This is a genomic window from Stenotrophomonas sp. STK17_22 (genome assembly GCF_051983905.1).
Taxonomy (GTDB): Bacteria; Pseudomonadota; Gammaproteobacteria; order Xanthomonadales; family Xanthomonadaceae; genus Stenotrophomonas; species Stenotrophomonas maltophilia_A.
Genome location: NZ_CP197010.1, coordinates 4973945 through 4996795 on the forward strand (window position 1 = coordinate 4973945; position 22851 = coordinate 4996795).

The 22851-nt window shown below is 67.6% G+C and carries 22 protein-coding genes; 15 read left to right on the plus strand and 7 right to left on the minus strand.

The features are described from left to right. The first annotated feature begins 7 nt into the window (after window positions 1-7). The 5 genes from ACSYS9_RS23125 (at window position 8) to ACSYS9_RS23145 (ending at window position 6397) form a co-directional block, all read left to right on the plus strand. Window positions 8-1342 (plus strand): D-tagatose-bisphosphate aldolase, class II, non-catalytic subunit, encoded by a 1335-nt coding sequence (locus ACSYS9_RS23125; protein WP_071227659.1) that lies wholly within the window; start codon window positions 8-10, stop codon window positions 1340-1342. A gap of 33 nt (window positions 1343-1375) precedes the next feature. Further along, window positions 1376-2152 carry a DeoR family transcriptional regulator gene (locus ACSYS9_RS23130; RefSeq protein WP_071227660.1) on the plus strand — a complete coding sequence of 259 codons (777 nt, stop codon included), beginning with the start codon at window positions 1376-1378 and terminating at the stop codon, window positions 2150-2152. Next, a complete protein-coding gene (gene nagA / locus ACSYS9_RS23135; RefSeq protein WP_071227661.1) occupies window positions 2149-3276 on the plus strand; it encodes an N-acetylglucosamine-6-phosphate deacetylase in 1128 nt (375 codons plus the stop codon). Before ACSYS9_RS23130 ends, nagA begins: the two co-directional genes overlap by 4 nt. Window positions 3277-3591: 315 nt before the next feature. Next, window positions 3592-4557 carry an IS110-like element ISStma4 family transposase gene (locus ACSYS9_RS23140; RefSeq protein WP_440568522.1) on the plus strand — a complete coding sequence of 322 codons (966 nt, stop codon included), beginning with the start codon at window positions 3592-3594 and terminating at the stop codon, window positions 4555-4557. A 61-nt stretch (window positions 4558-4618) separates the two neighbouring features. After that, window positions 4619-6397, plus strand: coding sequence for an MFS transporter (locus ACSYS9_RS23145; protein ID WP_032127188.1), 1779 nt, complete (start codon window positions 4619-4621; stop codon window positions 6395-6397). 51 nt (window positions 6398-6448) lie between these two features. Here ACSYS9_RS23145 and ACSYS9_RS23150 read toward each other — a convergent pair whose 3' ends face one another. The 5 genes from ACSYS9_RS23150 to ACSYS9_RS23170 all read right to left on the minus strand — a co-directional run bounded on the left by ACSYS9_RS23150 (window position 6449) and on the right by ACSYS9_RS23170 (window position 10321). Next, window positions 6449-6919 carry a SecDF P1 head subdomain-containing protein gene (locus ACSYS9_RS23150; protein ID WP_071228530.1) on the minus strand — a complete coding sequence of 157 codons (471 nt, stop codon included), beginning with the start codon at window positions 6917-6919 and terminating at the stop codon, window positions 6449-6451. Next, window positions 6916-7467, minus strand: a complete 552-nt coding sequence (locus ACSYS9_RS23155; protein WP_049461697.1) for an HdeD family acid-resistance protein — start codon at window positions 7465-7467, stop codon at window positions 6916-6918. The genes ACSYS9_RS23150 and ACSYS9_RS23155 overlap by 4 nt, the downstream gene beginning before the upstream one ends. A 58-nt stretch (window positions 7468-7525) precedes the next feature. Then, window positions 7526-8221 (minus strand): ComF family protein, encoded by a 696-nt coding sequence (locus tag ACSYS9_RS23160; protein ID WP_071228531.1) that lies wholly within the window; start codon window positions 8219-8221, stop codon window positions 7526-7528. Window positions 8222-8318: 97 nt separating this feature from the next. Then, the gene (locus tag ACSYS9_RS23165) at window positions 8319-8981 is read right to left on the minus strand and encodes a hypothetical protein (RefSeq protein WP_071228532.1); all 663 of its coding nucleotides are present in this window, start codon (window positions 8979-8981) and stop codon (window positions 8319-8321) included. Next, window positions 8978-10321 (minus strand): chloride channel protein, encoded by a 1344-nt coding sequence (locus ACSYS9_RS23170; protein WP_049422586.1) that lies wholly within the window; start codon window positions 10319-10321, stop codon window positions 8978-8980. The genes ACSYS9_RS23165 and ACSYS9_RS23170 overlap by 4 nt, the downstream gene beginning before the upstream one ends. On the opposite strand from ACSYS9_RS23170, the gene ACSYS9_RS23175 reads away from it, so the two are divergent. From ACSYS9_RS23175 to bioC, 7 genes are all read left to right on the plus strand, one after another. Further along, window positions 10320-10661 carry a hypothetical protein gene (locus ACSYS9_RS23175; RefSeq protein WP_143048224.1) on the plus strand — a complete coding sequence of 114 codons (342 nt, stop codon included), beginning with the start codon at window positions 10320-10322 and terminating at the stop codon, window positions 10659-10661. The genes ACSYS9_RS23170 and ACSYS9_RS23175 overlap by 2 nt on opposite strands. A 1-nt stretch (window position 10662) precedes the next feature. Next, complete coding sequence (locus ACSYS9_RS23180; RefSeq protein ID WP_071228533.1) at window positions 10663-12069, plus strand: hypothetical protein; 1407 nt, start codon at window positions 10663-10665, stop codon at window positions 12067-12069. Window positions 12070-12227: 158 nt separating this feature from the next. Beyond that, a complete protein-coding gene (gene bioB, locus ACSYS9_RS23185) occupies window positions 12228-13271 on the plus strand; it encodes a biotin synthase BioB (RefSeq protein WP_005414796.1) in 1044 nt (347 codons plus the stop codon). Between the two features lie 67 nt (window positions 13272-13338). After that, complete coding sequence (gene bioF / locus ACSYS9_RS23190) at window positions 13339-14562, plus strand: 8-amino-7-oxononanoate synthase (protein ID WP_071228534.1); 1224 nt, start codon at window positions 13339-13341, stop codon at window positions 14560-14562. Window positions 14563-14579: 17 nt separating this feature from the next. Then, window positions 14580-15359: a pimeloyl-ACP methyl ester esterase BioH gene (gene bioH / locus ACSYS9_RS23195; protein ID WP_071228535.1), complete on the plus strand. Its 780-nt coding sequence runs from the start codon at window positions 14580-14582 to the stop codon at window positions 15357-15359. A 29-nt stretch (window positions 15360-15388) separates the two neighbouring features. Further along, the gene (locus tag ACSYS9_RS23200; protein ID WP_071228536.1) at window positions 15389-16168 is read left to right on the plus strand and encodes an SDR family oxidoreductase; all 780 of its coding nucleotides are present in this window, start codon (window positions 15389-15391) and stop codon (window positions 16166-16168) included. A 12-nt stretch (window positions 16169-16180) separates the two neighbouring features. After that, window positions 16181-17065, plus strand: coding sequence for a malonyl-ACP O-methyltransferase BioC (gene bioC, locus ACSYS9_RS23205; protein WP_071228537.1), 885 nt, complete (start codon window positions 16181-16183; stop codon window positions 17063-17065). 205 nt (window positions 17066-17270) lie between these two features. Here the strand turns inward: bioC and ACSYS9_RS23210 are convergent, their stop codons facing one another. Further along, on the minus strand, window positions 17271-17915 hold the full coding sequence (locus ACSYS9_RS23210) for a YdcF family protein (RefSeq protein ID WP_071228615.1): 645 nt from the start codon (window positions 17913-17915) through the stop codon (window positions 17271-17273). Beyond that, a complete protein-coding gene (locus tag ACSYS9_RS23215) occupies window positions 17900-18862 on the minus strand; it encodes a pyridoxal-phosphate dependent enzyme (RefSeq protein ID WP_071228538.1) in 963 nt (320 codons plus the stop codon). The genes ACSYS9_RS23210 and ACSYS9_RS23215 overlap by 16 nt, the downstream gene beginning before the upstream one ends. A 159-nt stretch (window positions 18863-19021) precedes the next feature. Between ACSYS9_RS23215 and ACSYS9_RS23220 the strand changes: the two genes are divergently transcribed. The 3 genes from ACSYS9_RS23220 to ACSYS9_RS23230 all read left to right on the plus strand — a co-directional run bounded on the left by ACSYS9_RS23220 (window position 19022) and on the right by ACSYS9_RS23230 (window position 22731). Continuing rightward, entirely contained in the window at window positions 19022-19507 is a 486-nt protein-coding gene (locus tag ACSYS9_RS23220) for a hypothetical protein (protein ID WP_019337023.1), read from the plus strand. Between the two features lie 548 nt (window positions 19508-20055). Next, entirely contained in the window at window positions 20056-21945 is a 1890-nt protein-coding gene (gene mnmG, locus ACSYS9_RS23225) for a tRNA uridine-5-carboxymethylaminomethyl(34) synthesis enzyme MnmG (protein ID WP_049400865.1), read from the plus strand. 255 nt (window positions 21946-22200) lie between these two features. Beyond that, window positions 22201-22731: a gamma carbonic anhydrase family protein gene (locus tag ACSYS9_RS23230; protein WP_032129113.1), complete on the plus strand. Its 531-nt coding sequence runs from the start codon at window positions 22201-22203 to the stop codon at window positions 22729-22731. Window positions 22732-22851 lie beyond the last annotated feature (120 nt).

Genomic DNA, 22851 nt, shown 5'->3' on the forward strand with positions numbered 1-22851 from the left:
CTTGACCATGTCCCCGTTGCAGACCCTGCTTGCCTCCCACCGCGCCGGTGCCAACGTCGGCCTGTACAGCGTCTGCTGCAGCAACGAGCAGGTGCTGCGCGCGGCCATGCACGTGGCGCTGGCACACGGCACCGTGCTGCTGATCGAGGCCACCTCCAACCAGGTCGACCAGTTCGGCGGCTACACCGGCATGACCCCGCCGCAGTACCGCGATTACGTGGGCACGCTGGCCGATGAGGAAGGCTTCCCGCGCGAACGGCTGATCCTGGGCGGTGACCACCTCGGCCCGAATGCCTGGCAGAAGCGCCCGGCCGCCGAAGCGATGACCCACGCGCGCGTGCTGATCGAAGCCTACGTCGCCGCCGGCTTCCACAAGATCCACCTGGACTGCAGCATGTCCTGCGCCGATGACCCGGTGCCGCTGCCCGATGCCATCGTCGCCGCGCGTTCGGCCGAGCTGGCCGAGATCGCCGAACGCACCGCCGCCGAACACAGCCTGCCGCCGCCGGTCTACGTGATCGGTACCGAAGTGCCGATTCCCGGTGGCGAAGCCTCGCTGGCCGAAGGCCTGCAGGTGACCACGCCGGCCGCCGCCGCGCAGACCCTGGCCATCCACCAGCAGGCGTTCGACACGCCGCAGCTGCGCGATGCGTGGCAGCGCGTGATCGCGATGGTGGTGCAGCCGGGCGTGGACTTCGACCACAGCAGCGTGCACGAGTACGACGCGGCCGCCGCCAGCACGCTGGCCGGCTTCCTCGAACAGCAGCCGCGCATCGTGTTCGAAGCGCATTCCACTGACTACCAGCGCGAAAGCGGCCTGCATGCACTGGTGCGCGATCACTTCGCCATCCTCAAGGTCGGCCCGGCCGCCACCTTCGCCTATCGCGAGGCGCTGTTCGCGCTGGCCTCGATCGAGGCCGAGCTGCTGCCGGCCGCGCAGTGCTCGCGCCTGCCGCAGGTGCTGGACGAGGTGATGGTGGCGCAGCCGAAGTACTGGCAGTCCTACTACCAGGGCGATGAGGCCGCGCTGCGCCTGCTGCGCAGCTATTCCTTCAGCGACCGCTGCCGCTACTACTGGGGCGAGCCGGCGCTGGTGCAGGCGGTGCAGACCCTGTTCGCCAACCTGGAGCAGCACGCGCCGCCGCTGGTACTGCTCAGCCAGTACCTGCCGGAGCAGTACCGCGCCGTGCGCGAGGGCAGCCTGGCCAACACCCCCACCGCCCTGGTGCAGCACCGCATCGGCCTGTGCCTTGGCGAATACGCCCGCGCCTGCAGCGCCAACGAGGCCGGAGCCCGCGTGCAGAGCGTAGGTTCGGCTGCCGGCGTTCCTGCGAACAGCTAATCTCTACCTTTTCCCGCGAAACCGAGAATGGCCATGCGCAACACCCGCTCCCGCCGGCAACAGATCCTGCAGCTGCTGATCGAGCACGGCTCGGTGCAGGTGGCCGATCTGGTCGAGCGCTTTGGCGTGTCGGCGGTGACCATCCGTGCCGATCTGACCCACTTCGAGTCGCAGGGCCTGGCCACCCGTACCCACGGCGGTGCCACCCTGGTGCGCACGCCGCCGCAGGAACAGGACATCCACGAGAAGGACGCACTGAACCTGCCGCTGAAGGAATCGATCGGTGCGCGCGCCGCGCGCCTGGTGCAACCCGGCGATAACATCATCATCGACTCCGGCTCGACCACGATGACCCTGGCCCGCCACCTGCGCGCGCATCGCGACGTGACGGTGATGACCAACGGCCTGAACATCGCCTGGGAACTGGCCAATGCCGCAGGCATCACCGTGCTGCTGACCGGCGGCCTGCTGCGCCAGCAGTCGCTGTCGCTGCAGGGCAGCCAGGCCGAGGCCAGTCTCAATTCGTACAGCTTCGACACCCTGTTCCTGGGCGTGGACGGCCTGGACCTGCAGTTCGGCCTGACCACCCACGACGAGGCCGAAGCCCGCCTCAACCACCGCATGGTCGAGCGCGCGCGCCGCATCGTGGTGCTGACCGACGCCTCCAAGTTCGGCCGCGTCAGCCTGCACCGCATCGCCCTGCTGGATCAGATCCACGCCATCATCACCGACGCCGGCATCGACGATGCAACCCGCGAAGGGCTGCAGCGGCTGGGCATCGAAGTGATCATCGCCGAGCCCACCGCATGACCGACACCCGCACCCTGCATGGCCGCATCCTCACCCCGCTGGGTTGGCGGCGTGGCCACGTCCACTTCGATTCGCAGGTGCGCCAGCTTCAGGTGGATGACCACAGCGGTGCCGACGACCTGCAGTTGCCGGTGATCCTGCCCGGCTTCATTGACCTGCATGTGCATGGCGCGGCCGGCGTGGACCTGATGCAGGGCGGCGACGTGGCACGCACCATCGCCCGCACCCATCTGCGCTTCGGCACCACCACGCTGCTGGCGACCACCATGACCGCCGGGCTGGACGAGATCGAGCGCGCGCTGCAGGGTGTGGCCGCTACCATGGCGGCGCCCGATGCCGACGCCGCCTGCATTGCCGGCGTGCATCTGGAAGGCCCGTTCATCAGCCCGCAACGGCTGGGCGCGCAGCCGAACCGCACGATCGAGGCGACGCTGGCATTGGTGCAGCAGCTGCATGCACTCGCTCCGATCCGGGTGATGACGCTGGCCCCGGAAATCGGCGAGCACACCGCGCTGATACCTGCGCTTTCGGCGATGGGCATCCGCGTGCAGCTTGGCCACAGCGCCGGCACCTACGAGGAAGGCGTGGCCGCGCTGCAGGCCGGCGCCTCCGGCTTCACCCACCTGTTCAATGGCATGACCGGCGTCGATCACTATCGCCCGGGCATCGCCGCAGCGGCGCTGGCACATGCACAGTACGCCGAGATCATTCCCGACCTGCAGCACATCCACCCCGGCGTGATCCGGCTGGCCGCGCGCGCGATTCCGCGCCTGTACGCGGTGACCGACGCCACTGCCGCCACCGGCATGCCCGACGGCGAGTACGCGTTGGGCGAGCAGCGCGTGCACAAGTGTGGCGGCTGCGTGCGCCTCGCTACCGGTTCGCTGGCAGGTAGTGCACTGACCATGGACCAGGCGCTGCGCAACCTGGTGCGTGTGGGCCTGGACCTGGCCGATGCCTCGCAACGTGTTTCCACCTTCCCGGCCGATTACTTGGGCCTGGGCGATCGCGGCCGCATCGCGCCCGACGCCCGCGCCGACCTGGTGGTGCTGGACGCCGAACTGCGCCTGCAGCAGGTGGTGGTTGGTGGGCGCGTGGTCGATTTGAACGCCGGAAATACCTGACGCACCGCCTTTGTAGAGTCGAGCTTGCTCGACTGCTCTGCCGCGCCCCGCGCGGTCAGTCGAGCAAGCTCGACTCTTGTGTCTTGGATCGTGCCCTGATCAGGCACAATCCCCCGGTGACCCGGGAGGCTCCGATGACGCTGCCTCGGCTCTTAAGCCTTCGAGCTTGCAAAGTAGATTCAGCGCGTCGGCGGCCTGACACCGCCATGGAACTTGAACGGTATCTTAGGCCCGCCATCGGGTGAGAGCCTGTACTCACAAGGGCAAGTCTGGCGGCTTCCGATCACGATCGTAAGTTCAAGCTGGAGCGAAATCATGCAATTTATCGGCATCGACGCAGCCAAGGCGACTTTTGACATCGCCCTGCCTCTATCTCACGGCAAGTATCGAACCAAGGCCAAACTCCCCAATACGCCAAAGGGTTTTGATGAGCTTCTGGCTTGGCGCGCCAAGCATGCGCCGAACGCGGCGGTAGGTATGGAGGCTACAGGCATCTATCACGAGGCCTTGGCTCAAGCACTGGTGGAGGCGGGGGTCGTGGTTCATGTGGCCAATCCCGCCCGAGTAAAGGCGTTTGGGCAGGCGGAGGGGATGCGGACCAAGACTGACCGCAGCGACGCCAAGCTGATTGCCCGGTTTTTTGAGGCACAACGCTCGGAAAAGCTGCATCCCTACGTTCCGCCGACGCCCTCGGAGGTGAAGCTGCGCGCCTTGGTACGGCGTCGAGATGATCTCCAGGAAATGCTGCAGATGGAGCACAACCGCCTGGACGTTGCCGATATCTCGGTCCAGCAAGGGATCAAGGATGTGATCCGGACGTTGGAAGAGCAGATCAAGCAGGTCCAGAAGGCGATTGAGGACCATATCGATAACGATCCGGACCTGCGCCGGCGTCATCAACTGCTTACCAGCATCCCCGGTGTAGGCAACACCAGCAGTGCCCAGCTGTTGGCCATTCTGGGGGATCTAAGCAAATACAGCGACGTGCGCCAGGTGGTTGCCCACGCGGGCCTGAATCCGGCCCAGCGTCAATCAGGAAACTACGAAGGCAAATGCCGGATATCACGCGTCGGCGACGCCAATTTCCGCAAAAAGCTGTACATGCCGGCGCTGACCGGGAAGACCCACAACCCCACACTGAAGTCCTTTGCAGACCGGCTCAGCGCGAAAGGCAAGCCCTTCAAGGTCGTCATGTGTGCAGTGATGCGCAAGCTCATCCATCTGATTTGGGGCGTACTGAGAAGTGACCGACCCTTTGAGCCTGACGTCGCCCTTGCCTAGGCGAGGGCGACACGGTATCTACGAAGGCAATCCGCACCGAAACGCCTCCTGGGATATGCCGATGACTGCAAGCACCGCTCCGCGCTGGCCCGTACGCTACCTGCTCTTCATCGGCGGCCTGGGTGGCCTGCTGTACGGCATCGACATCGGCATCATCGCCGGCGCCCTGCCCTATCTTGAAGCGACTGCCAGCCACGCCTGGCAGCTCAGCAGCCAGCAGCTCGGCTTCGTCGTCGCGGCAGTGCTGCTGGGCAGCGTGCTGTCCTCGCTGTTCGCCGGCATGGTCGCCGACCTGATCGGCCGCCGCGGTGCGATGCTGCTGGCCGGCCTGCTGTTCACTGCCTCGATCCCGATCATGGCACTGGCATCCGGCTACACGCCCCTGCTGCTCGGCCGGCTGCTGCAGGGCATCAGTGGCGGCCTGATCGGCGTGGTGATTCCGCTGTACCTGGCCGAAGTGCTCAGCCCCGAGCGACGCGGGCGCGGCGCGGCCATGTTCCAGCTGCTGCTGACCGTTGGCCTGGTGCTGGCTGCCCTGATCGGCCTGTACCACGCCCACGCCGTGGATGCCGCCGCCGAAGCCGTGCGCTCACTGCCGGTCGCGCAGCAGGCGCAGGAGCTGTTCACGGTGAAGGACCACGCCTGGCGCACCATCTTCTGGACCTGCCTGGCGCCGGGCCTGCTGTTCTGCGCTGGCATCTTCTGGCTGTCCGAATCGCCGCGCTGGCTGGTGCGTCGCGGCCGCATCGATGACGCGCGCCGCAGCCTGCAGCGCGTGCTGCCGGCTTCGGAGGTCGAGCCGACGCTCGCACAGATCCAGGCACCGGAATCGAGCAGCGGCAGCGGCAAGCGCGACCCGCTGCTCAGCCGCCGCTACGTGGTGCCGTTCCTGCTCGCCTGCGTAGTGCTGGCCTGCACCCAGGCCACCGGCATCAACTCGGTGCTGGCCTACGCGGTGAACATCCTCAACCAGGCTGGCCTGTCCGGCTCGGTGGCCAATGGCGCCGACGTGGCGATCAAGCTGCTCAATGCGGTGATGACCGTGGTCGCGCTGCTGCTGGTCGACCGCAAGGGCCGCAAGTTCCTGCTGATGCTCGGCAGTGGCGGCATCTGCGTGGCCCTGCTGGCCGCGGCCACGCTGTTCTTCCAGGCTGAGCGCGGTCGCACCGACGTGCAGCCGCAGCTGCAGGCGGCGGTCAGCGGCGATGGCCTGCAGCTGGTGCTGGATGACGCGCAATGGCAGCGTCTCGGCGCTGGCATTGACAGCGAAGGCCGGCCGCTGCAGCTGACCGTGTCGTATGCCTACGGCGACTTCACCAATGTGCGCGCCCTGCGCAGCGACAACCTGACCGACCGCGAGCTGCGCATCGAGCGTGCCGGCACCGTGCAGCCGGACAGCGTGATCGGCGCGTTCTTCCGCAAACTGCACCTGAACCCGTTCGCCGACCCGGCCAAGGCCGCGCAGGCACCGCTGCGCATCGAGCAGGCACGCATCGGCCCGGTGCCGCCACCGGCACACGGCTGGGCAGTGGCCGCCTGCATCTTGGTGTTCGTCGCGTTCTTCGCGGTCGGGCCCGGCGTCTGCGTGTGGCTCGCGCTGTCCGAGCTGATGCCGAACCGCATCCGCTCCAACGGCATGAGCATCGCGCTGCTGATCAACCAGTTCGTGTCCACCACTATCGCCGCGATCTTCCTGCCCACGGTGGGCCACTATGGCTACGCCAGCATGTTCGTGTTCTGGGCGGCCTGCACCTTCGTGTTCTTCCTGGTGGCCGCGTTCTGGCTGCCGGAGACCAAGGGCAAGTCGCTGGAAGAGATCGAAGCACGGTTCGCCCGGTAGCGGTCGACCTGGGTCGACCTCCGCGCGCAGCGCGGGTTCATGGCGCGCCCGTCATTCGCCAGTGATGTGCTTCGCCAGCTCCCGCGCTTCGGCAATGCTGGACAACCCGCTCAGCATCATTGATTCGCCGAACGGCCCCTGCAACGTCGCCACCATCAGCACGCGGCCATCCACGCTGAGCGCCGCGCGCTGGCCCACCAGGGCCGCGGTGCCATCGTGGATGCGTTGATGTGCCTCCGGCCGATAGCGGATCTGCAGGCCCGGCTGTTTGCCTTCATCCAGCACATAGCGCACATCGGCAATGTCGGCACTGCCGGCAATCGGCGGCTCGCGCAGGGCCAGGGTCTCGCCCTGCCACTGCGCCGGCGCACCCTTGCCCGCCGCATCGACCACACTCAGGCGCACATCCACGCCGGGGCGTGGCGCATGCTCCTTGCCTGCCAACGCACCGGGCGTAGCGCCCGGCATGCATCCGGTCAGGGTCAACGCCATGCCCAGCAACAGGGGAAGCGCAGCCCTCACTTCAGCTTCCGCAGCTTGAACGCCACCAGCACCTGCAACAGCCCGTACAGCAGGCTGCCGATGCCGATCCACAGCGTGGTCACCGCAACGCCCGCATACGGGTTGGCCGCGAACAGCACGCCCAGCACCACCGCCAGCACGCCACTGAGGATCAGCAGCCACTCGCCCTGGATCTGCTTGCGCACGCGGATCGCGAACACGATGCGATAGATGCCGGCCACCAGCAGCCACGCTGCCAGGAACAGCACCAGCACGCTGGCGGTGGCCAGCGGATTGATCACCGCCAGGATGCCGAAACCCAGCGAGGCGATGGCATACAGCGCCAGCCAGCCACGCGAGGCACCGCTGCCGCCGCTGACCAGTGCGAACAGGCTGATGACACCTTCAACGATGGCCATCACACCCAGCGTCCATGCCAATGCCATGGCTGCAGAGAGCGGCCAGCCGATGGCGACGATGCCGAAACCCAGCGCAACCAGCCCATACAGCAGCAGGATCCACCAGCTGCGCCCAACCGCCGACAACAGGGGAGACAAGGGGGAATTCATGGCCACTCCTTCGATCCGGAACCGGGCTCATCCTAGCCCCTGGTGATGAAGAGGGCGATCACGGCGCCCGCGCGCAGACCCATACCCGCACCTCGTCCGCTCCCACCCACCGCAGCGTCTCCGCAACCTCCATCACCGTGCTGCCGGTGGTCATCACATCGTCCACCACTGTCAGTCGCGGCGGCACCGGACCACGTACATCGAACGCATCGAACAGGTTTTCCCTGCGCTGTTCGGCCGTACGCTCAGACTGCGGCGCGGTATGCCGCCGCCGGTACAGCCCCTGCCAGACCGGCATCGGCAGCAGGCGGCACAGTTCTGCGGCCTGGTTGTAGCCGCGCTGGCGCAGGCGGCGCCGGTGCAGCGGTACCGGCACCAGCGGTAGGCATGACCACGGCGGCGGTGCGCGCTGCATCAACTGCGCCAGCAGGCGACCGGCGGCGAGATCCTGATGGAACTTGTAGCGCACCAGCAGCTGGTCGACCGGCGGCAGGTACAACAGGCTGGCATGGGTAGCGGCATGCGGTGGCGCTTCCTCGCGGCAGCTGCCGCAGACGATCAGGGCGTTGTCGGGCAGCGGCAATGCGCAGCGCAGGCAGGCGCGGCCGGCCCACGGCAGCTCGGCAAGGCAGGCGCGGCACAGGTCAAGATCATCGTGGCCCGGGTCGTTGCAGACCAGGCAACGCAGTGGCAGCAGAACGCGAAGCAGCACTGCGGGCCAATCCGCCGGTAGAGGGAGGTAGGCAAGAGGCATACCCCAACCTGCCCGCGCAGCGATGCCGGAACCATCACCGGCAACCACACCGGACGGTCAGGAAAGCGGACGCAGTGCTGTCGGCCGTCTCATCGGGTCAGTCACGCAGGGATGCCCGCCAGGACACCAGGGCGGCGGCGGCGCGCTGGGTCCTGCGCTCATCCGGATTGACGCCCATCTCATTGCGCGCCATGCCGGCAAGGGCCGCACACAGTTCCTGTTCGCCTGCACCGCGCAGCAGCTGGGACTCGATGCGATCTGCGTAGGCGGCGTACTCGCCACGGCAGTCCGGATTGGCCTGGATGCCTATTGGATCCCATACATAGTGCAGGACTTCATCCACCGCTCGGCCCAGTGCACCGCGCCTGCGGTGTGCCGCCTGGCGGACCTCCTTCCAGTGTGGCGTGTTGTGCAGTGCCTCGAACGGCATCGGCACCGGCGACAACAGGTAGGAGATGCCGTCTTCGTCCTGCTTGACATGCCAGACGCCAACACCGACATCCGCCATGTGCTCGGACAGCGGGAAAACGAAGGCGGGCAGCCACAACAGCTCGATGCGGCCATCTCCCTGCCAGCCCAGCGCGGTGAACATCCCGGCTGCGATCTCCCGGTAGGCCTGCGCGGCAGGTTCGCCGACCAGTTGCCCCGGATCCAGCATGAACACCCGGTTGTCGATGTACTCGACCACGCTGCCATGGAACTCGCGCAAGCGCTCGGGCGGGTAATCGATGACCTGTTCAGGGGCGATGGTGTAACTCACTTCGTGAAATCCTTTCCGCTGGAAGGCGAGTGTGGCACGACGGCGGGCATCATCAACACCTCCGCCAGACCACGATAGATCGGCACCCGGCACACCAACCCGGACACGCCGCGCGCGATCAGCACCGTGGCCAGGATCGGCAGCAGCAGATCACCACTGTCGGTCAGCTCCAGCGAGATCACCGCCGAAGTCAGTGGTGCCTGGGTGACGCCGGTCAGATAGGCGCACATGCCCAACAGCACGAACGCACGCGGATCCACACCCGGCATCAGCACCGCGAGGTTGTGCCCAAGGCCGGCACCGACGGCCAGCGCCGGCGAGAACAGGCCACCGGGGATGCCCGCCACGTAGGACGCCAGATTCGCCAGCAGCTTCATCAACCCGAACTCGTGACCGACCATCGCCTGCCCCTGCACCAGACTGCGCGCCTGCTCGTAGCCGGTGCCGAACGCGCCTTCACCGAAGACCAGGGCGAGCAGTACCACCACCAGGCCGCAGCCTGCGGCCAACAGAACCGGATGCCGCTGGCGCAGCTGGCCCAGCCAGCGCGGGCGGCCCGCCGCACTGGCCAGCACCGCACGCGCGAACAGGCCTCCCAGCAAGCCCGCCACCACGCCGCACAGCAGGATCGCCAGCCAGCCTTGGCCCAGCGGCAGCCGCGCGCTTACATGGCCGAAGTAGGTGTAATTGCCCAGCAGTCCGAGCGATACCACGCCGCCGACGATCACCGCGGTCAGCAAGGTGCCTGAGAAACGATGTTCGAAGCGGCCGCTGAGCTCTTCGATGGCGAAGACGATGCCGGCCAGTGGCGTGTTGAACGCCGCCGCGATGCCCGCCGCGCCGCCCGCCAGCAGGAAGTGCGAGAGCTCGCGCGGGTCCTTGAAGCCGAACCAGCGGCCGAACAGGTACATCAGGCTGGCACCCACATGCACCGTCGGGCCCTCGCGCCCGACCGACGCGCCGCCCAGCAGCGACAACGAGGTCAGCAGCAGCTTGCCCGCCGAGACCGCAGGCGAAAGATTGGTCCTGCGGAACGACTCATCCGGCTTGTCCAACGCAGCGATGACCTGCGGAATACCACTGCCCCGCGTGGGTTTCAGCACGCCGGAGGTCAGCCAGGCCAGCAGCGCGAAGATGCCCGGCGTCAGCAGCAGGGCCCACCACGGCGAGTGCGAGGTGATGCGCTGGAACAGGTGAAACGCCGCGTCGCTGGCCTTGGCGAACAGGATGGCCACCAGTGCCACGGCCACGGCGCCGCCCCAGAGCGCGGCACGGCGGCGCCAGGCCTCGCTGAGAACCAGCGCGGTGATGCGGCCGCGGAGGCGATGGAGATCGGTCATGCAGGGCAGTCTGGACGCTGCGGAGGAAGGCGGACAGCGGCCACTGTGGCTGAAGGCCTTGCAGGATGTGGTGAATACGCTCACGCGCCGGGAACCGCATGCTTTGGCAGCGATGGCACGCCGTCCCACATGCGTGAAGGCCGGCCGATTCCTGCCGGGTTCGTCCAACGCGCCTCGTGGAGGTAGCATTGCAGCCGCTGCCCTCTGGGGAGGGGTGCAGCTCCGCCGGCAACGAAAGGCCGCCACCGCTCGTCATCGCGGTAGCGCTTGCCAGCACCTGCGTGCCGACATCTGCGTGAATTGCTTCGTTCTCGACATCCTCAATGACAATGGAGTGTGAGATGAATGCCTACGACCCGCTGGATCACATCATCCATCTTCGTGATGGCACGCTGCAGGAATCAGACCTTCGCCGGATTGTCGGTCGCGCGCTGCAGGCCAGGTCACCTTCCGGAATCGTCATCCATGTACATGGCGGCCGCGTTTCGCAGAAGCGAGGACGGCGCATCGCAGAAGCCCTGCATGGCCCCTATGTGCGGGCACAGGCCTACCCCTTGTTCTTCGTCTGGGAAACGGGTGACATCGAAGCTCCGTTGAACAACCTGGGCGAAATCCTGGGTGCAGTACTCGCCAAACTTCTCTTCAGGAAAGTCCACGACAAGATCCTGGAAAAGCTAGGCGGTGGGCAGGTTCTCACGCCCGGCATGAAGATCCTCAATGCCGCGCCACCCGACGAGGAGAGCCTTTCGGCAGATCTCGCGCAGGAATTCGCTGATGATCCCGAGGTGAACCAGGCCATTGCCGAGGCCCGTGAGGATTACAGGGAGGCGACGCTGGCGCCCGCCAACAAGATGCTGGCACCCGAACCGCCAGCCGAACACGCGGCCATCGTCAACGAGCGCACGGCCAAGGAACTGTTTGGCACTCCGTCACCCAACAAGGCCATGGCATTGAACTGGATCGCGCTGGCCATCAAGGTGGCCAGACTGGTGATACGCGTATGGCAACGCCAGCACAATGGCCGGGGGCGTCCAGGTGCCGTCTCCGCCGTGATCGTGGAAGAAGTACTGCGAGAGTTCTATCTCGATGACGTGGGGCGCATCGGCTGGTGGAATCCCATGAAGAAGGATGCACAGGATTCATTCGACGGCCCGGCATCGGGTGGCGTCAGATTCCTGCGCGAGCTGCACAGGCAGTTGCAGTCCGAAGCCTCTGTTCCCCGCATCACGCTCGTCGGCCACAGCGCCGGCAGCATCTTCCTGTGCGAGCTGTTGGACCAGGCAGCGCAGATCCTTCCGGATCTGACGTTCGACCTTGTTCTCGAAGCGCCTGCGGTGACGTGTCGTCGGTTCGCGCATGCCATCTCGAAGCACGAGAACCGCATCGGGAGGTTCCGGCAATTGGCGATGAGGGATGCCGACGAAGCCAGCGAGCGTTCACTGTTCTTTCCCGGTTCGCTGCTCTACATCGTGTCCAACATCTTCGAAGATGCCGCCGATGAGCCTCTGCTCGGCATGGAACGCTTCTTCACCCGGGAGAGCGTCTATAGCAACTCTGCGGCGTGGGCAGACATCTCGGCCTGCCAGGCGTTCTTCGCCCGGAAAGGAGAAAGCGCGGTGAGCTGGTGGACCCTTGATGACCTCAATGCCGACCAGCGCGAAGGTTGGGGCCACGGCTACTTCGATGACGGTCCCTTCATCCTCGGCAAGGTGACCGCGTTGATCAGCGAAACACCGCACACGCCTTGATGCCGATCACTTTTCGCGCTCGACGACAGAAGCAGCGCTCCGGGCGGGATCGCCCGGAGTGCAAACACTGTAAACCATGTGAACATTAATATTGTTGACAGCCTGCGCACGCCCACCCACACTGCCGCCCTCGCTCCACTCGTACCCAAGGTCCCGCCATGGCTGCTGCCATCCGCCACGACTGGCAACACGACGAACTGCAGGCGCTGTTCGATCTGCCGTTCCCCGAGCTGCTGTTCCGCGCCGCAGCGGTCCATCGCGAGCATTTCGACCCAGCGCAGGTGCAGGTCTCCACGCTGCTGTCGGTGAAGACCGGCGGCTGCCCGGAAGACTGCGCGTACTGCCCGCAGGCGCAGCGCTACAGCACCGGGGTGAACGCGCAGAAGCTGATGGAAACCGATGCGGTGCTGGCCAAGGCACGCCAGGCCAAGGCCGCCGGTGCGTCGCGCTTCTGCATGGGTGCCGCGTGGCGTTCGCCGAAGGACCGCGACATTCCGAAGGTGGCGGCAATGATCGCCGGGGTGAAGGCACTGGGCCTGGAGACCTGTGCCACGCTGGGCATGCTCAGTGGCGAACAGGCGCGTGCGCTGAAGGACGCCGGCCTGGACTACTACAACCACAACCTCGATACCGCGCCGGACTACTACGATTCGATCATCCACACGCGCCAGTACCAGGACCGCCTGGACACGTTGGAGCACGTGCGCGATGCCGGTCTGAAGACCTGCTGCGGTGGCATCGTCGGCATGGGCGAGACGCGCGCGCAGCGCGTCGGCCTGCTGCTGGCGCTGGCCTCGCTGCCGGCACATCCCGATTCAGTGCCGATCAACAAGCTGGTGCAGGTGGCGGGCACGCCGCTGCATGGCAGTGCCGAGCTGGACCCGTTCGAGTTCGTGCGCATGATTGCAGTGGCGCGCATCGCCATGCCGCGCTCGATGGTGCGGCTGTCGGCCGGGCGCGAGGCGATGAGTGACGAACTGCAGGCACTGTGTTTCCTGGCCGGTGCCAACTCGATCTTCTACGGCGACAAACTGCTGACCACCGGCAACCCGGAGAGCGAGCGCGACCTGGCTTTGTTCGCCCGGCTGGGGCTGCAGCCGATGGCGGTGCAGGTGGATGCCGAGGGCCATGACCACGGCGGCACCGTGCACGCCGATATCAGTGCCGATACGCCCGGCTGTGGCTGCGCTCACGCGGCCTGAGACAGGCCGCAAGCAGGCGCCGCGGCAACGCGCTACCCTAGCCGCCCCGTCGACGCATTCAGCCACCATGGCCCGCCCCGACCTGACCGCCCGCCTCCACGCCCAGCGCGCTCTGCGCGATGCCCAAGGCCGTCGCCGCCCGCGACGTACGGTCACCCGTCGCGACGGCGTGCGCCTTGAGGTGGACGGCCAGTGGCTGACCGGCTTCTGCAGCAACGATTATCTGGGCCTGGCGCAGCAGTTCAGCGTGGTCAATGCGCTGCAGGACGCCGCTGCGCGCGAAGGTGCCGGTGCCGGTGCCTCGCACCTGGTCTGCGGCCACCACGCGATGCACGACGCCCTCGAACGCGAGGTGGCCGAGTGGCTGGGCTACCCGCGTGCGCTGCTGTTCGGCAGTGGCTTCGCCGCCAACCTGGCGGTGCAGCAAGCGCTGCTGAGCGAAGAGAACGACGTCTGCGTGCAGGACAAGCTCAACCATGCCAGCCTGCTCGATGCCACGCGGTTGGCCGGTGCACGCCTGCGCCGTTATCCGCATCTGGATGCGGAAGGCGCGATGCGCCAGCTCAAGCACGCGCCCGACGGCGCGGCGATGCTGGCCTCCGACGGTGTCTTCAGCATGGATGGCGACATCGCGCCGCTGCGTGCATTGTCGCTTGTGGCACGCCTGCAGCAGGCGCTGTTCTACGTCGATGACGCGCATGGCGTCGGCGTGGTGGGTGATGGCCGCGGCGCCGTTGCTGCCGCCGGCCTGAGCGTGGACGATGTGCCGCTGCAGCTGGTGACGCTGGGCAAGGCCTTGGGCGGTTCCGGTGCGCTGGTGCTGGGCCGCGACGATCTGGTCGAGCACCTGGCCGAGACCGCGCGCCCGTACATCTACACCACCGCCGTGCCACCGGCGATGGCCGCCGCTGCACTCGAGGCGGTACGCCTGGCGCGCCGGGACAACTGGCGCCGTTCCAAGCTGGCCGACCTGATCGCGCTGTTCCGCAGCGAAGCACGCCGCCACGGGCTGGACCTGATGGCCTCGGAAACACCGATCCAGCCGCTGCTGTGCGGCGATGACCACAGCGCCATGGCGATGTCCAAGGCGCTGGAACAGGCCGGCTGGCTGGTCGGCGCGATCCGCCCGCCAACGGTGCCGGAAGGCAAGGCGCGCCTGCGCGTCACGCTGTCCGCACTGCACGCACCGGAACAGGTGCGGGGTCTGGTCGAGGCCATCGCCAGCGCGCGTGAACGCGTGGCCCTGGCCGTGCGTGAAGCCGCGCCACCGCCGCTGCCTGTCTTTGCCTGAGTTCCGTGTCGTTGCCCATGCATATTGACGTCACCGGCCGTGGGCCGGACCTGGTGCTGATCCACGGTTGGGCCCTGCAGGGCGGCGTGTTCGCGCCGCTGGTGCAGCGGCTTGCGGACCAGTTCACCCTGCATCTTGTCGACCTGCCCGGCCATGGACACAGTCGCGAGGACACCACGCCGCTGCGCCTGCCGTTCGTGGTCAGTGCCATTGCTGCGGCCACGCCGCCGGCGGTGTGGTGCGGCTGGTCGCTGGGCGGCCTGTTCGCATTGCACGCGGCGGCAACGCTGCCGAAGGTACGCGGGCTGGCGATGATCGCTGCCACGCCGCGTTTCGTGCGTGGCGAGGATTGGCCGCACGCGGTGGAACCGGAGGTGTTCGAGCAGTTCGGGCGCGAGCTGGCCAACGATTTCGGCGGTACCCTGGAGCGCTTCCTGGCGCTGGACGTGATGGGCTCGGCGCACGCCCGCGAGGAGCTGCGCACGCTGCGCCAGCGCCTGGTCGAGCGCGGTGCCCCCACTGAACGCGCCCTGCTGGAAGGCCTGCGCCTGCTCGAAAGCACCGACCTGCGCGGTGCCCTGCCGACGCTGGGCAAACCAAGCCTGTGGATCGCCGGCCAGCGCGACCGCCTGGTGTCACCGGTCGCCATGCAGGCCGCTGCGGCGCTGACCCCGGGCGCGCAGGCGCTGACCATCGCCCACGGCGGCCATGCGCCCTTCCTCGGCCATGCCGATGATGTGGCCGCCGCGCTGCAACACTTCGTTGCCGGCCTGTCACCGGCCGATGGCGGACAATGAGCGCCTTCCACATTCCGCAGGACTGACGCATGGATCTGGGTATCAACGGCCGCTGGGCACTGGTCTGCGGCGCCAGCAAGGGGCTCGGCCTGGGCTGCGCACGTGCACTGGTGCGCGAGGGCGTGAACGTGGTGATCGTGGCGCGTGGCGAGGCTGCACTGCAGGTCGCCGCCGAGGAACTGCGTGCACTGCCCGGTGCCGCTGAGGTCCGCGCCGTCGTCGCCGACGTCACCACCGAGGCCGGCCGTGCTGCGGCACTGGCCGCATGCCCGCAGGTGGACATCCTGGTCAACAATGCCGGTGGCCCGCCGCCGGGCGATTTCCGCACCTTCGAGCGCGAGGATTGGATTGCCGCGCTGGATGCCAACATGCTTGCGCCGATCGCGCTGATCCGCGCCACCGTGGACGCGATGATCGAGCGCGGCTTCGGCCGCATCGTCAACATCACCTCGTCGGCGGTGAAGGCACCGATCGACATCCTGGCGCTGTCCAACGGCGCGCGCAGCGGCCTGACCGGTTTCGTCGCCGGCCTGTCGCGCCGCACGGTGGCCCACAACGTCACGATCAACAACCTGCTGCCCGGCCAGTTCGACACCGACCGCCTGCGCGCCAACTTCGCCCACAGTGCGGGCAAGGACGGCGACGCCGCGGAAGTGGCCGAGCGCCGCCGCCAGCAGATTCCCGCCGGCCGCTTCGGCACGCCGGACGAGTTCGGCGCCGCCTGCGCCTTCCTGTGCAGTGCACAGGCCGGCTACCTCACCGGGCAGAACCTGCTGATCGACGGCGGCGCCTACCCCGGTACGTTCTAAGAGAGTTTCGCAATGCCGTCCCACTTCGATGCCCGCCACGTCCGCCGCGCGTTCGCGCGTGCCGCCAGCAGCTACGACGCCGCCGCCGCCCTGCAGCGCGAGGTGCAGTCGCGGCTGATCGAATCGCTGGACTACCTGGAGGCACGCAAGCCCGAGGTGGTGCTGGACATCGGCGCGGGTACCGGCCATGCCAGCGCGTTGATGAAGAAGCGCTGGCCGAAGGCGCAGGTGATCGCGCTGGATGTGGCGCTGCCGATGCTGGACCAGGCCAAGCGCCAGGCCGGCTGGTGGAAGCCGTTCCAGCGCCTGTGCGGCGATGCCGCCGCGCTGCCGCTGGCCGACAACAGCGTGGATGTGATCTTCAGCAACCTGTGCCTGCAGTGGGTGGACGACCTGCCGGCGGTGTTCGCCGGATTCCGTCGCGTGCTCAAGCCCGGTGGCCTGCTGCTGTGCTCGACCTTCGGCCCGGAAACCCTGGTGGAACTCAACGAAGCGTTCGCCGCCGCCGATGATCGTCCGCACGTTAGCCGCTTCGCGCAGATCGCCCAGTTCGGCGACGCGCTGATGATGGCCGGCTTCCGCGACCCGGTGCTGGACCGCGATCTGTTCACCCTGACCTACGACGACCTGCCGTCACTGATGCGCGAACTGCGCGCGATGGGCGCGACCAATGCCCGCGTCGACCGTCGCCACACGCTGACCGGGCGTGGCCGTTTCGCCGCTGCGGCAGCGGCGTATGAACCGATGCGTCGTGCCGACGGCAAGCTGCCCAGCAGCTGGGAAGTGATCTATGCGCACGCCTGGGCACCGGACCCGGGCGCACCGATCCGCGAAGGCGGGCATGACGTGGCCGCGGTGCCGGTGTCGGCAATTCCGATCCGGCGCAAGCAGACCTGATCGTCCGGTAGTGCCAGCCACTGGCTGGCAACCTCGCGATTCCATGGTGGGCATCTGCCGGCCAGCGGCCGGCACTACCGCAATCCACACCGCACGCGAATCGCTCCGGTAGGTGCCAACCTTGGTTGGCACACCCCATCAGATCGCGGTGCCGCCAGCAGTGTGCCGACCAAGGTCGGCACCCACCCAAATGCAGGCTTCCGCCTCAGGTATTGGCCGGCGAACTCAGCGGCGGGCGCACCAGGTCGCGGTGGAAGAAATAGATTTCCTGCACCAGGAAGCGCCAGCTGGTGTGGAAGCTGCGGAAGCGCGTGCTGGGCGTGGACGAGGCCAGCGCATCGATGCCCAGCGCCTTGCTCAGGCGCAGCGCGCGCGCCATGTGCAGCGGATCGCTGACGATGATCACCCGGTGCAGGTCGCGCTGGTCCATCAGCCGCTTGGCTTCAACCAGGTTCTGCACGGTATTGCGCGAGGCGGTTTCGATCAGGATCGCATCGTCCGGCACGCCATGTTTCAGCGCATAACGCCGCGCCACCTGCGATTCGGAAAAACGCGCACCGGTGCCACCGTAGCCGCCGGTGAAGATCAGCAGCGGCGCGTACTGGGCCTCGTACAGGTCCAGCCCATGCCGGATACGCTCTTCGAACACCGGTGACGGTTTGGCGTCATAGGCGGCCGCACCCAGCACGATGATGGCGTCGGCCTTGGCGGCCTGGTCACGCTCGCCGACCCAGACGATCCAGGCAGTCACGCCCAGCAGCCAGATCACCAGCAGGACAAACAGCCGCCACAGCCAGCCCAGCAGGCCGGTGCGAGGCCGCTGCCGGTCGCGGCTCACGGCGCCCCCCAGCGCAGCGCTGGCAGGTCGACGTTGCCGCCGGACAGCACCAGGCCCACGCGCAGTCCAGCGAAACGTTGCGGCTGCGCCAGCACCGCAGCCAGCACGGTGGCCGAGGACGGCTCGACCATCTGCTTGAGCACCTCCCACAGCAGGCGCATCGCGGCCATCGTCGCCGCGTCATCGACCACGATCACCTCGGCACCGGCCGCGCGCAGCAGTTCGAAATTGGGCGCGCCGATCAGGGTACGCAGGCCATCGCAGATCGTGTCCGGGGTGAACGCGTCCTGGCGCTCGCCAGCGGCCAGCGAGCGCGCGGTATCGTCGGCACCGGCCGGTTCGGCCAGCACCAGACGGGTCTGCGGGCTGGCGTGCTGCAGGGCCAGCGCAGTGCCGCTGGCGAGGCCGCCGCCGCCCACCGGCACCACCAGCACGTCGAACGGGCCGTCGCTGTGCAGCAGTTCCAGGGCGGCGGTGCCCTGCCCGGCCATCACCGCCGGGTCGGTATAGGGATGGACCAGGGTCGCGCCGGTATCAGCCTGCACCTTGGCGCAGGTGGCTTCACGATCGGCGATGGTCGGCGGGCAGTGCCAGAGCGTGGCGCCATGCCGGGCAATATTGGCCAGCTTGGCCGCCACCGCGCCTTCCGGCACCACCACATGGCAGGGAATGCCACGGGTGCGCGCGGCCAGCGCCAGCGCGGCGCCATGATTGCCGGAGGAGTGGGTGACCACGCCGGCACTGGCGGAATCAGCCTCCAGCGACCACACCGCGTTGCAGGCACCGCGGAACTTGAACGCACCACCACGCTGCAGGTGCTCGGCCTTGAAGGCCAGCTGTGCCCCGGCCAGCGCATCGAGCGTGTGCGAGCGCAGCACCGGGGTCACGCTGGCATGCGGGGCGATCCTCGCGGCAGCAAGCAGGACGTCGTCGGCGCGGGGCAACAGTGAATCGCTCATGACGCAAGATTAACGTATGCCCCCGCGCTGGCGACCGGGACACAGGTCATGCCAGCATGCAGCCCTACGCCTCCATTCATCCTGGCCGGCGGAATTAAGGGCCGATTCAACGCTGGCGCCCGAAGCTGACTGCACACCCGTCCTCTGGGGGGACCCACCATGAAAATGCGCCTGATGCTTGCCGGTGGCCTGTTGCTGGCCCTGACCGGCTGCACCACCTACGACTATGTCGGCGGCGGCCGCAGCGGCAGCTACTACCACGGTGCGCCGTCGGTGGAATACCGCTACCCGGCCGGCTATCCCTACAACTACGGCCCCTACTACGGTGGCTATGGCGGCTACTACGGCGGCTACGGCAACCCGTACTACTCGCGCCCGATCTACCGTCCGCCGCACAACCACCGCCCGCCGCCGCGTCCGGGCAATGGCGGCGAGCACCGTCCGCCGCCGCCGTCGCGTCCGTCGTACAACGGGGGTTCGCCGTGGCGGAACATGGACTCCATGCGCCGCCCGCCGCAATCGAACGCCCAGCCGTCGGCGCCCCCGCCGCAGGCCCGTCCGGCACCGGCACCGAGTGCGCCGAGGATGAACGGTTCCCCCTGGCGCAACATGGATCGTGCGACGCAGCGCACAGTTGAGCGCTGAACTGTCTTGCATTTCACACGGTCTAAGCCGCAATCTACGCGGACAGTGACGGCCCGCGTCACAAAGTGACAAAAACGACACGGGCCGCCGCAAAAAGCTCTACGTCGATATCCGACAGGAACATCTGGATCCCCCCTGTTCCGGCCCTGTCGGATGTCGGCACCTCTGAAAACAGACGGCCCCGCAATGCGGGGCCGTTTGTTTTGTTGGGTCGCCAACCGGCGAGGGCCCCAGCGTCAGTAGCTCCACGCCATGCGTGGATGGCGCCTTCCCGACAGCCGCAAAAAAACAGGGCCGGACAGTCCCCCGACTGCCGGCCCTCTGCTCCCCCACCGTGCGCCTGTACCGGCCCCTGTTCCAATTCCGGTCACGGGCGCCTACGGCGCCAGCCACGGTGGGTGCTATTGGGTTATCTGCAAAAATCCTGCCAACTTTAGGGCTGATTTCGGCGCTGGCCGGCCGGCGGCGACGTCCCGGCCCCGAATGGCGCTAAAATCGCCACCCCGGCGCCGCCTCCGGCCGCGCCCGCCCCCAGCTGAACAGCCCCCATGAATCCGTCCTTCCATCGTTACGACGTCATCGTCATCGGCGGTGGCCACGCTGGCACCGAAGCCGCGCTGGCTGCGGCCCGCACCGGCGTGCGCACCCTGCTGCTGACCCACAACATCGAAACGGTGGGTGCGATGAGCTGCAACCCGGCCATCGGCGGCATCGGCAAGGGCCACCTGGTCAAGGAGATCGACGCGCTGGGCGGTGCGATGGCGCATGCCGCCGACCGCGCCGGCATCCAGTGGCGCACGCTCAATGCCTCCAAGGGCCCGGCCGTGCGCGCCACCCGCTGCCAGGCCGACCGCAACCTGTACCGCATGGCGATCCGCGCCATCGTCGAAGGCCAGGCCAACCTGACCGTGTTCCAGGCCGCCGTGGACGACCTGGTCATCGAAGGCGACGCCGTGCGCGGGGTCATCACCCAGACCGGGCTGCGCTTCGATGCCGAGGCCGTGGTGCTGACCGCCGGCACCTTCCTGGCCGGCAAGATCCATGTCGGCCCGACCCAGTACGCCGCCGGCCGCATGGGCGACCCGCCGGCAACCACGCTGGCCGCGCGCCTGCGCGAGCGCCCGTTCCAGGTGGACCGCCTGAAGACCGGCACGCCGCCGCGCATCGATGGCCGCTCGCTGGACTACAGCGTGATGGACGAGCAGCCCGGTGATTCACCGCGGCCGGTGATGTCCTTCCTCGGCTCGGTGGACGAGCATCCGCAGCAGGTCAGCTGCTGGATCACCCACACCACCGAACAGACCCATCAGATCATCCGCGACGCGCTGCACCGCTCGCCGCTGTACAGCGGCCAGATCGAAGGCATCGGCCCGCGCTACTGCCCATCCATCGAGGACAAGGTGGTGCGCTTCGCCGAGAAGGCCAGCCACCAGATCTTCGTCGAACCCGAAGGCCTGGGCATCGTCGAGATCTACCCCAACGGCATCTCCACCTCGCTGCCGTTCGACGTGCAGCTGGAGATGGTGCGCAGCATCCGTGGTTTCGAGAACGCACACATCACCCGCCCCGGCTACGCGATCGAGTACGACTTCTTCGACCCGCGCGGGCTGAAGGCCTCGCTGGAGACCAAGCTGGTCAACGGCCTGTTCTTCGCCGGCCAGATCAACGGCACCACCGGCTATGAAGAAGCCGCCGCGCAGGGCCTGCTGGCCGGCCTCAACGCTGCGCGCCAGGTGCGCGGGCTGGACGGCTGGTGCCCGCGTCGCGACGAGGCCTACCTGGGCGTGCTGGTGGATGACCTGATCACCCACGGCACCAACGAGCCGTACCGCATGTTCACCAGCCGCGCCGAGTACCGCCTGCAGCTGCGCGAGGACAATGCCGACCAGCGCCTGACCCCGACCGGCCGCGAAATGGGCCTGGTGGATGATCGCCGCTGGAGCGCGTTCGAGACCAAGCAGGCCGCCGTCGCTGCCGAGCGCGCACGCCTGGGTGCGCTGTGGGCAACCCCGGCCAATGCACTGGGCCGCGAAGTGAACGAGACGCTGGGCGTGGCGGTCAGTCGCGAGACCAACGTGCTGGACCTGATCAAGCGCCCCGAGCTGGATTACGCCAAGCTGATGCAGGTGCCCTCGCTGGGCCCGGCGGTGGCCGATGGCAAGGTTGCCGAGCAGGTGGAGATCGGCGTGAAGTACGCCGGCTACCTGGACCGCCAGCGCGAGGAGATCGAGCGCCAGCAGCGGCACGAAGCCACGCCGATCGCTGAAGCCTTCGATTACGCGACGGTGCGCGGGCTGTCGGCCGAAGCGCTGCAGAAGCTGGAGCGCGTACGCCCGCAGACCATCGGCCAGGCACAGCGCATTCCGGGCATGACCCCGGCAGCGATCTCGCTGCTGCTGGTGCACCTGGAGCGCGCACGCCGGGGACGCGTGGCGTAACACGAGCGCGGTGGATGCCGTCCACGCATGGCGTGGATCTACTGCAATGCTGCGCGCGATCCGCTGTTCCGCATACAGCATCGGCTGCAGCTACGAACCGTAGCGGGTAGTGCCGGCCGCTGGCCGGCAATCGCAGAACTCCAGACACGCCCATGAGGTTGCCGGCCAGCGGCCGGCACTACCCTGCGGTGCGCGCGCGGCGTGCAGACCACGCAGGTATCATCGTCGTGAACGCCCTGATTTCCGGAGACTTCGATGAACCCGCTGCGCCCCTTCCGCGACAAGATGCCCGTCCTCGGCGAACGCGTGTACATCGATCCGGCCTGCACCATCATCGGCGACGTGGAGCTGGCCGATGACGTGTCGGTATGGCCGGGCACGGTCATCCGCGGCGACGTCAACCATGTGCGTATCGGTGCACGCACCAACGTGCAGGACGGCACCATCATCCACGTCAGCCACCACAGCCCGTACAACAAGGCCGGCTACCCGACCCTGATCGGCGAAGGCGTGACCGTCGGCCACGGCTGCATCATCCATGCCTGCACGATCGGCGATTACAGCCTGATCGGCATGGGCGCCTGCATCCTCGATGGCGCCCGCGTGGAGCGCCATGGCTTCGTCGGCGCCGGTGCGGTGATCGGTCCCGGCAAGGTGGTGGGCGAAGGCGAGCTGTGGGTCGGCAACCCTGCACGACCGGCACGCACGCTCAGTGACAAGGAGATCGAGGCGCTGCATTACTCGGCCGACCACTACGTGCGGCTGAAGGACGAATACCGGGGCTGAGCCCCCGACGCTGCCATGCGGCTCTGCTAAAGTCTTGGCCCGACCAGGACCTGTCGAGACCCCCATGCCTGTGGCTGCCCGCCGGAGAGGACTCCGGCGCCCACAACGAAGGCCATCGCG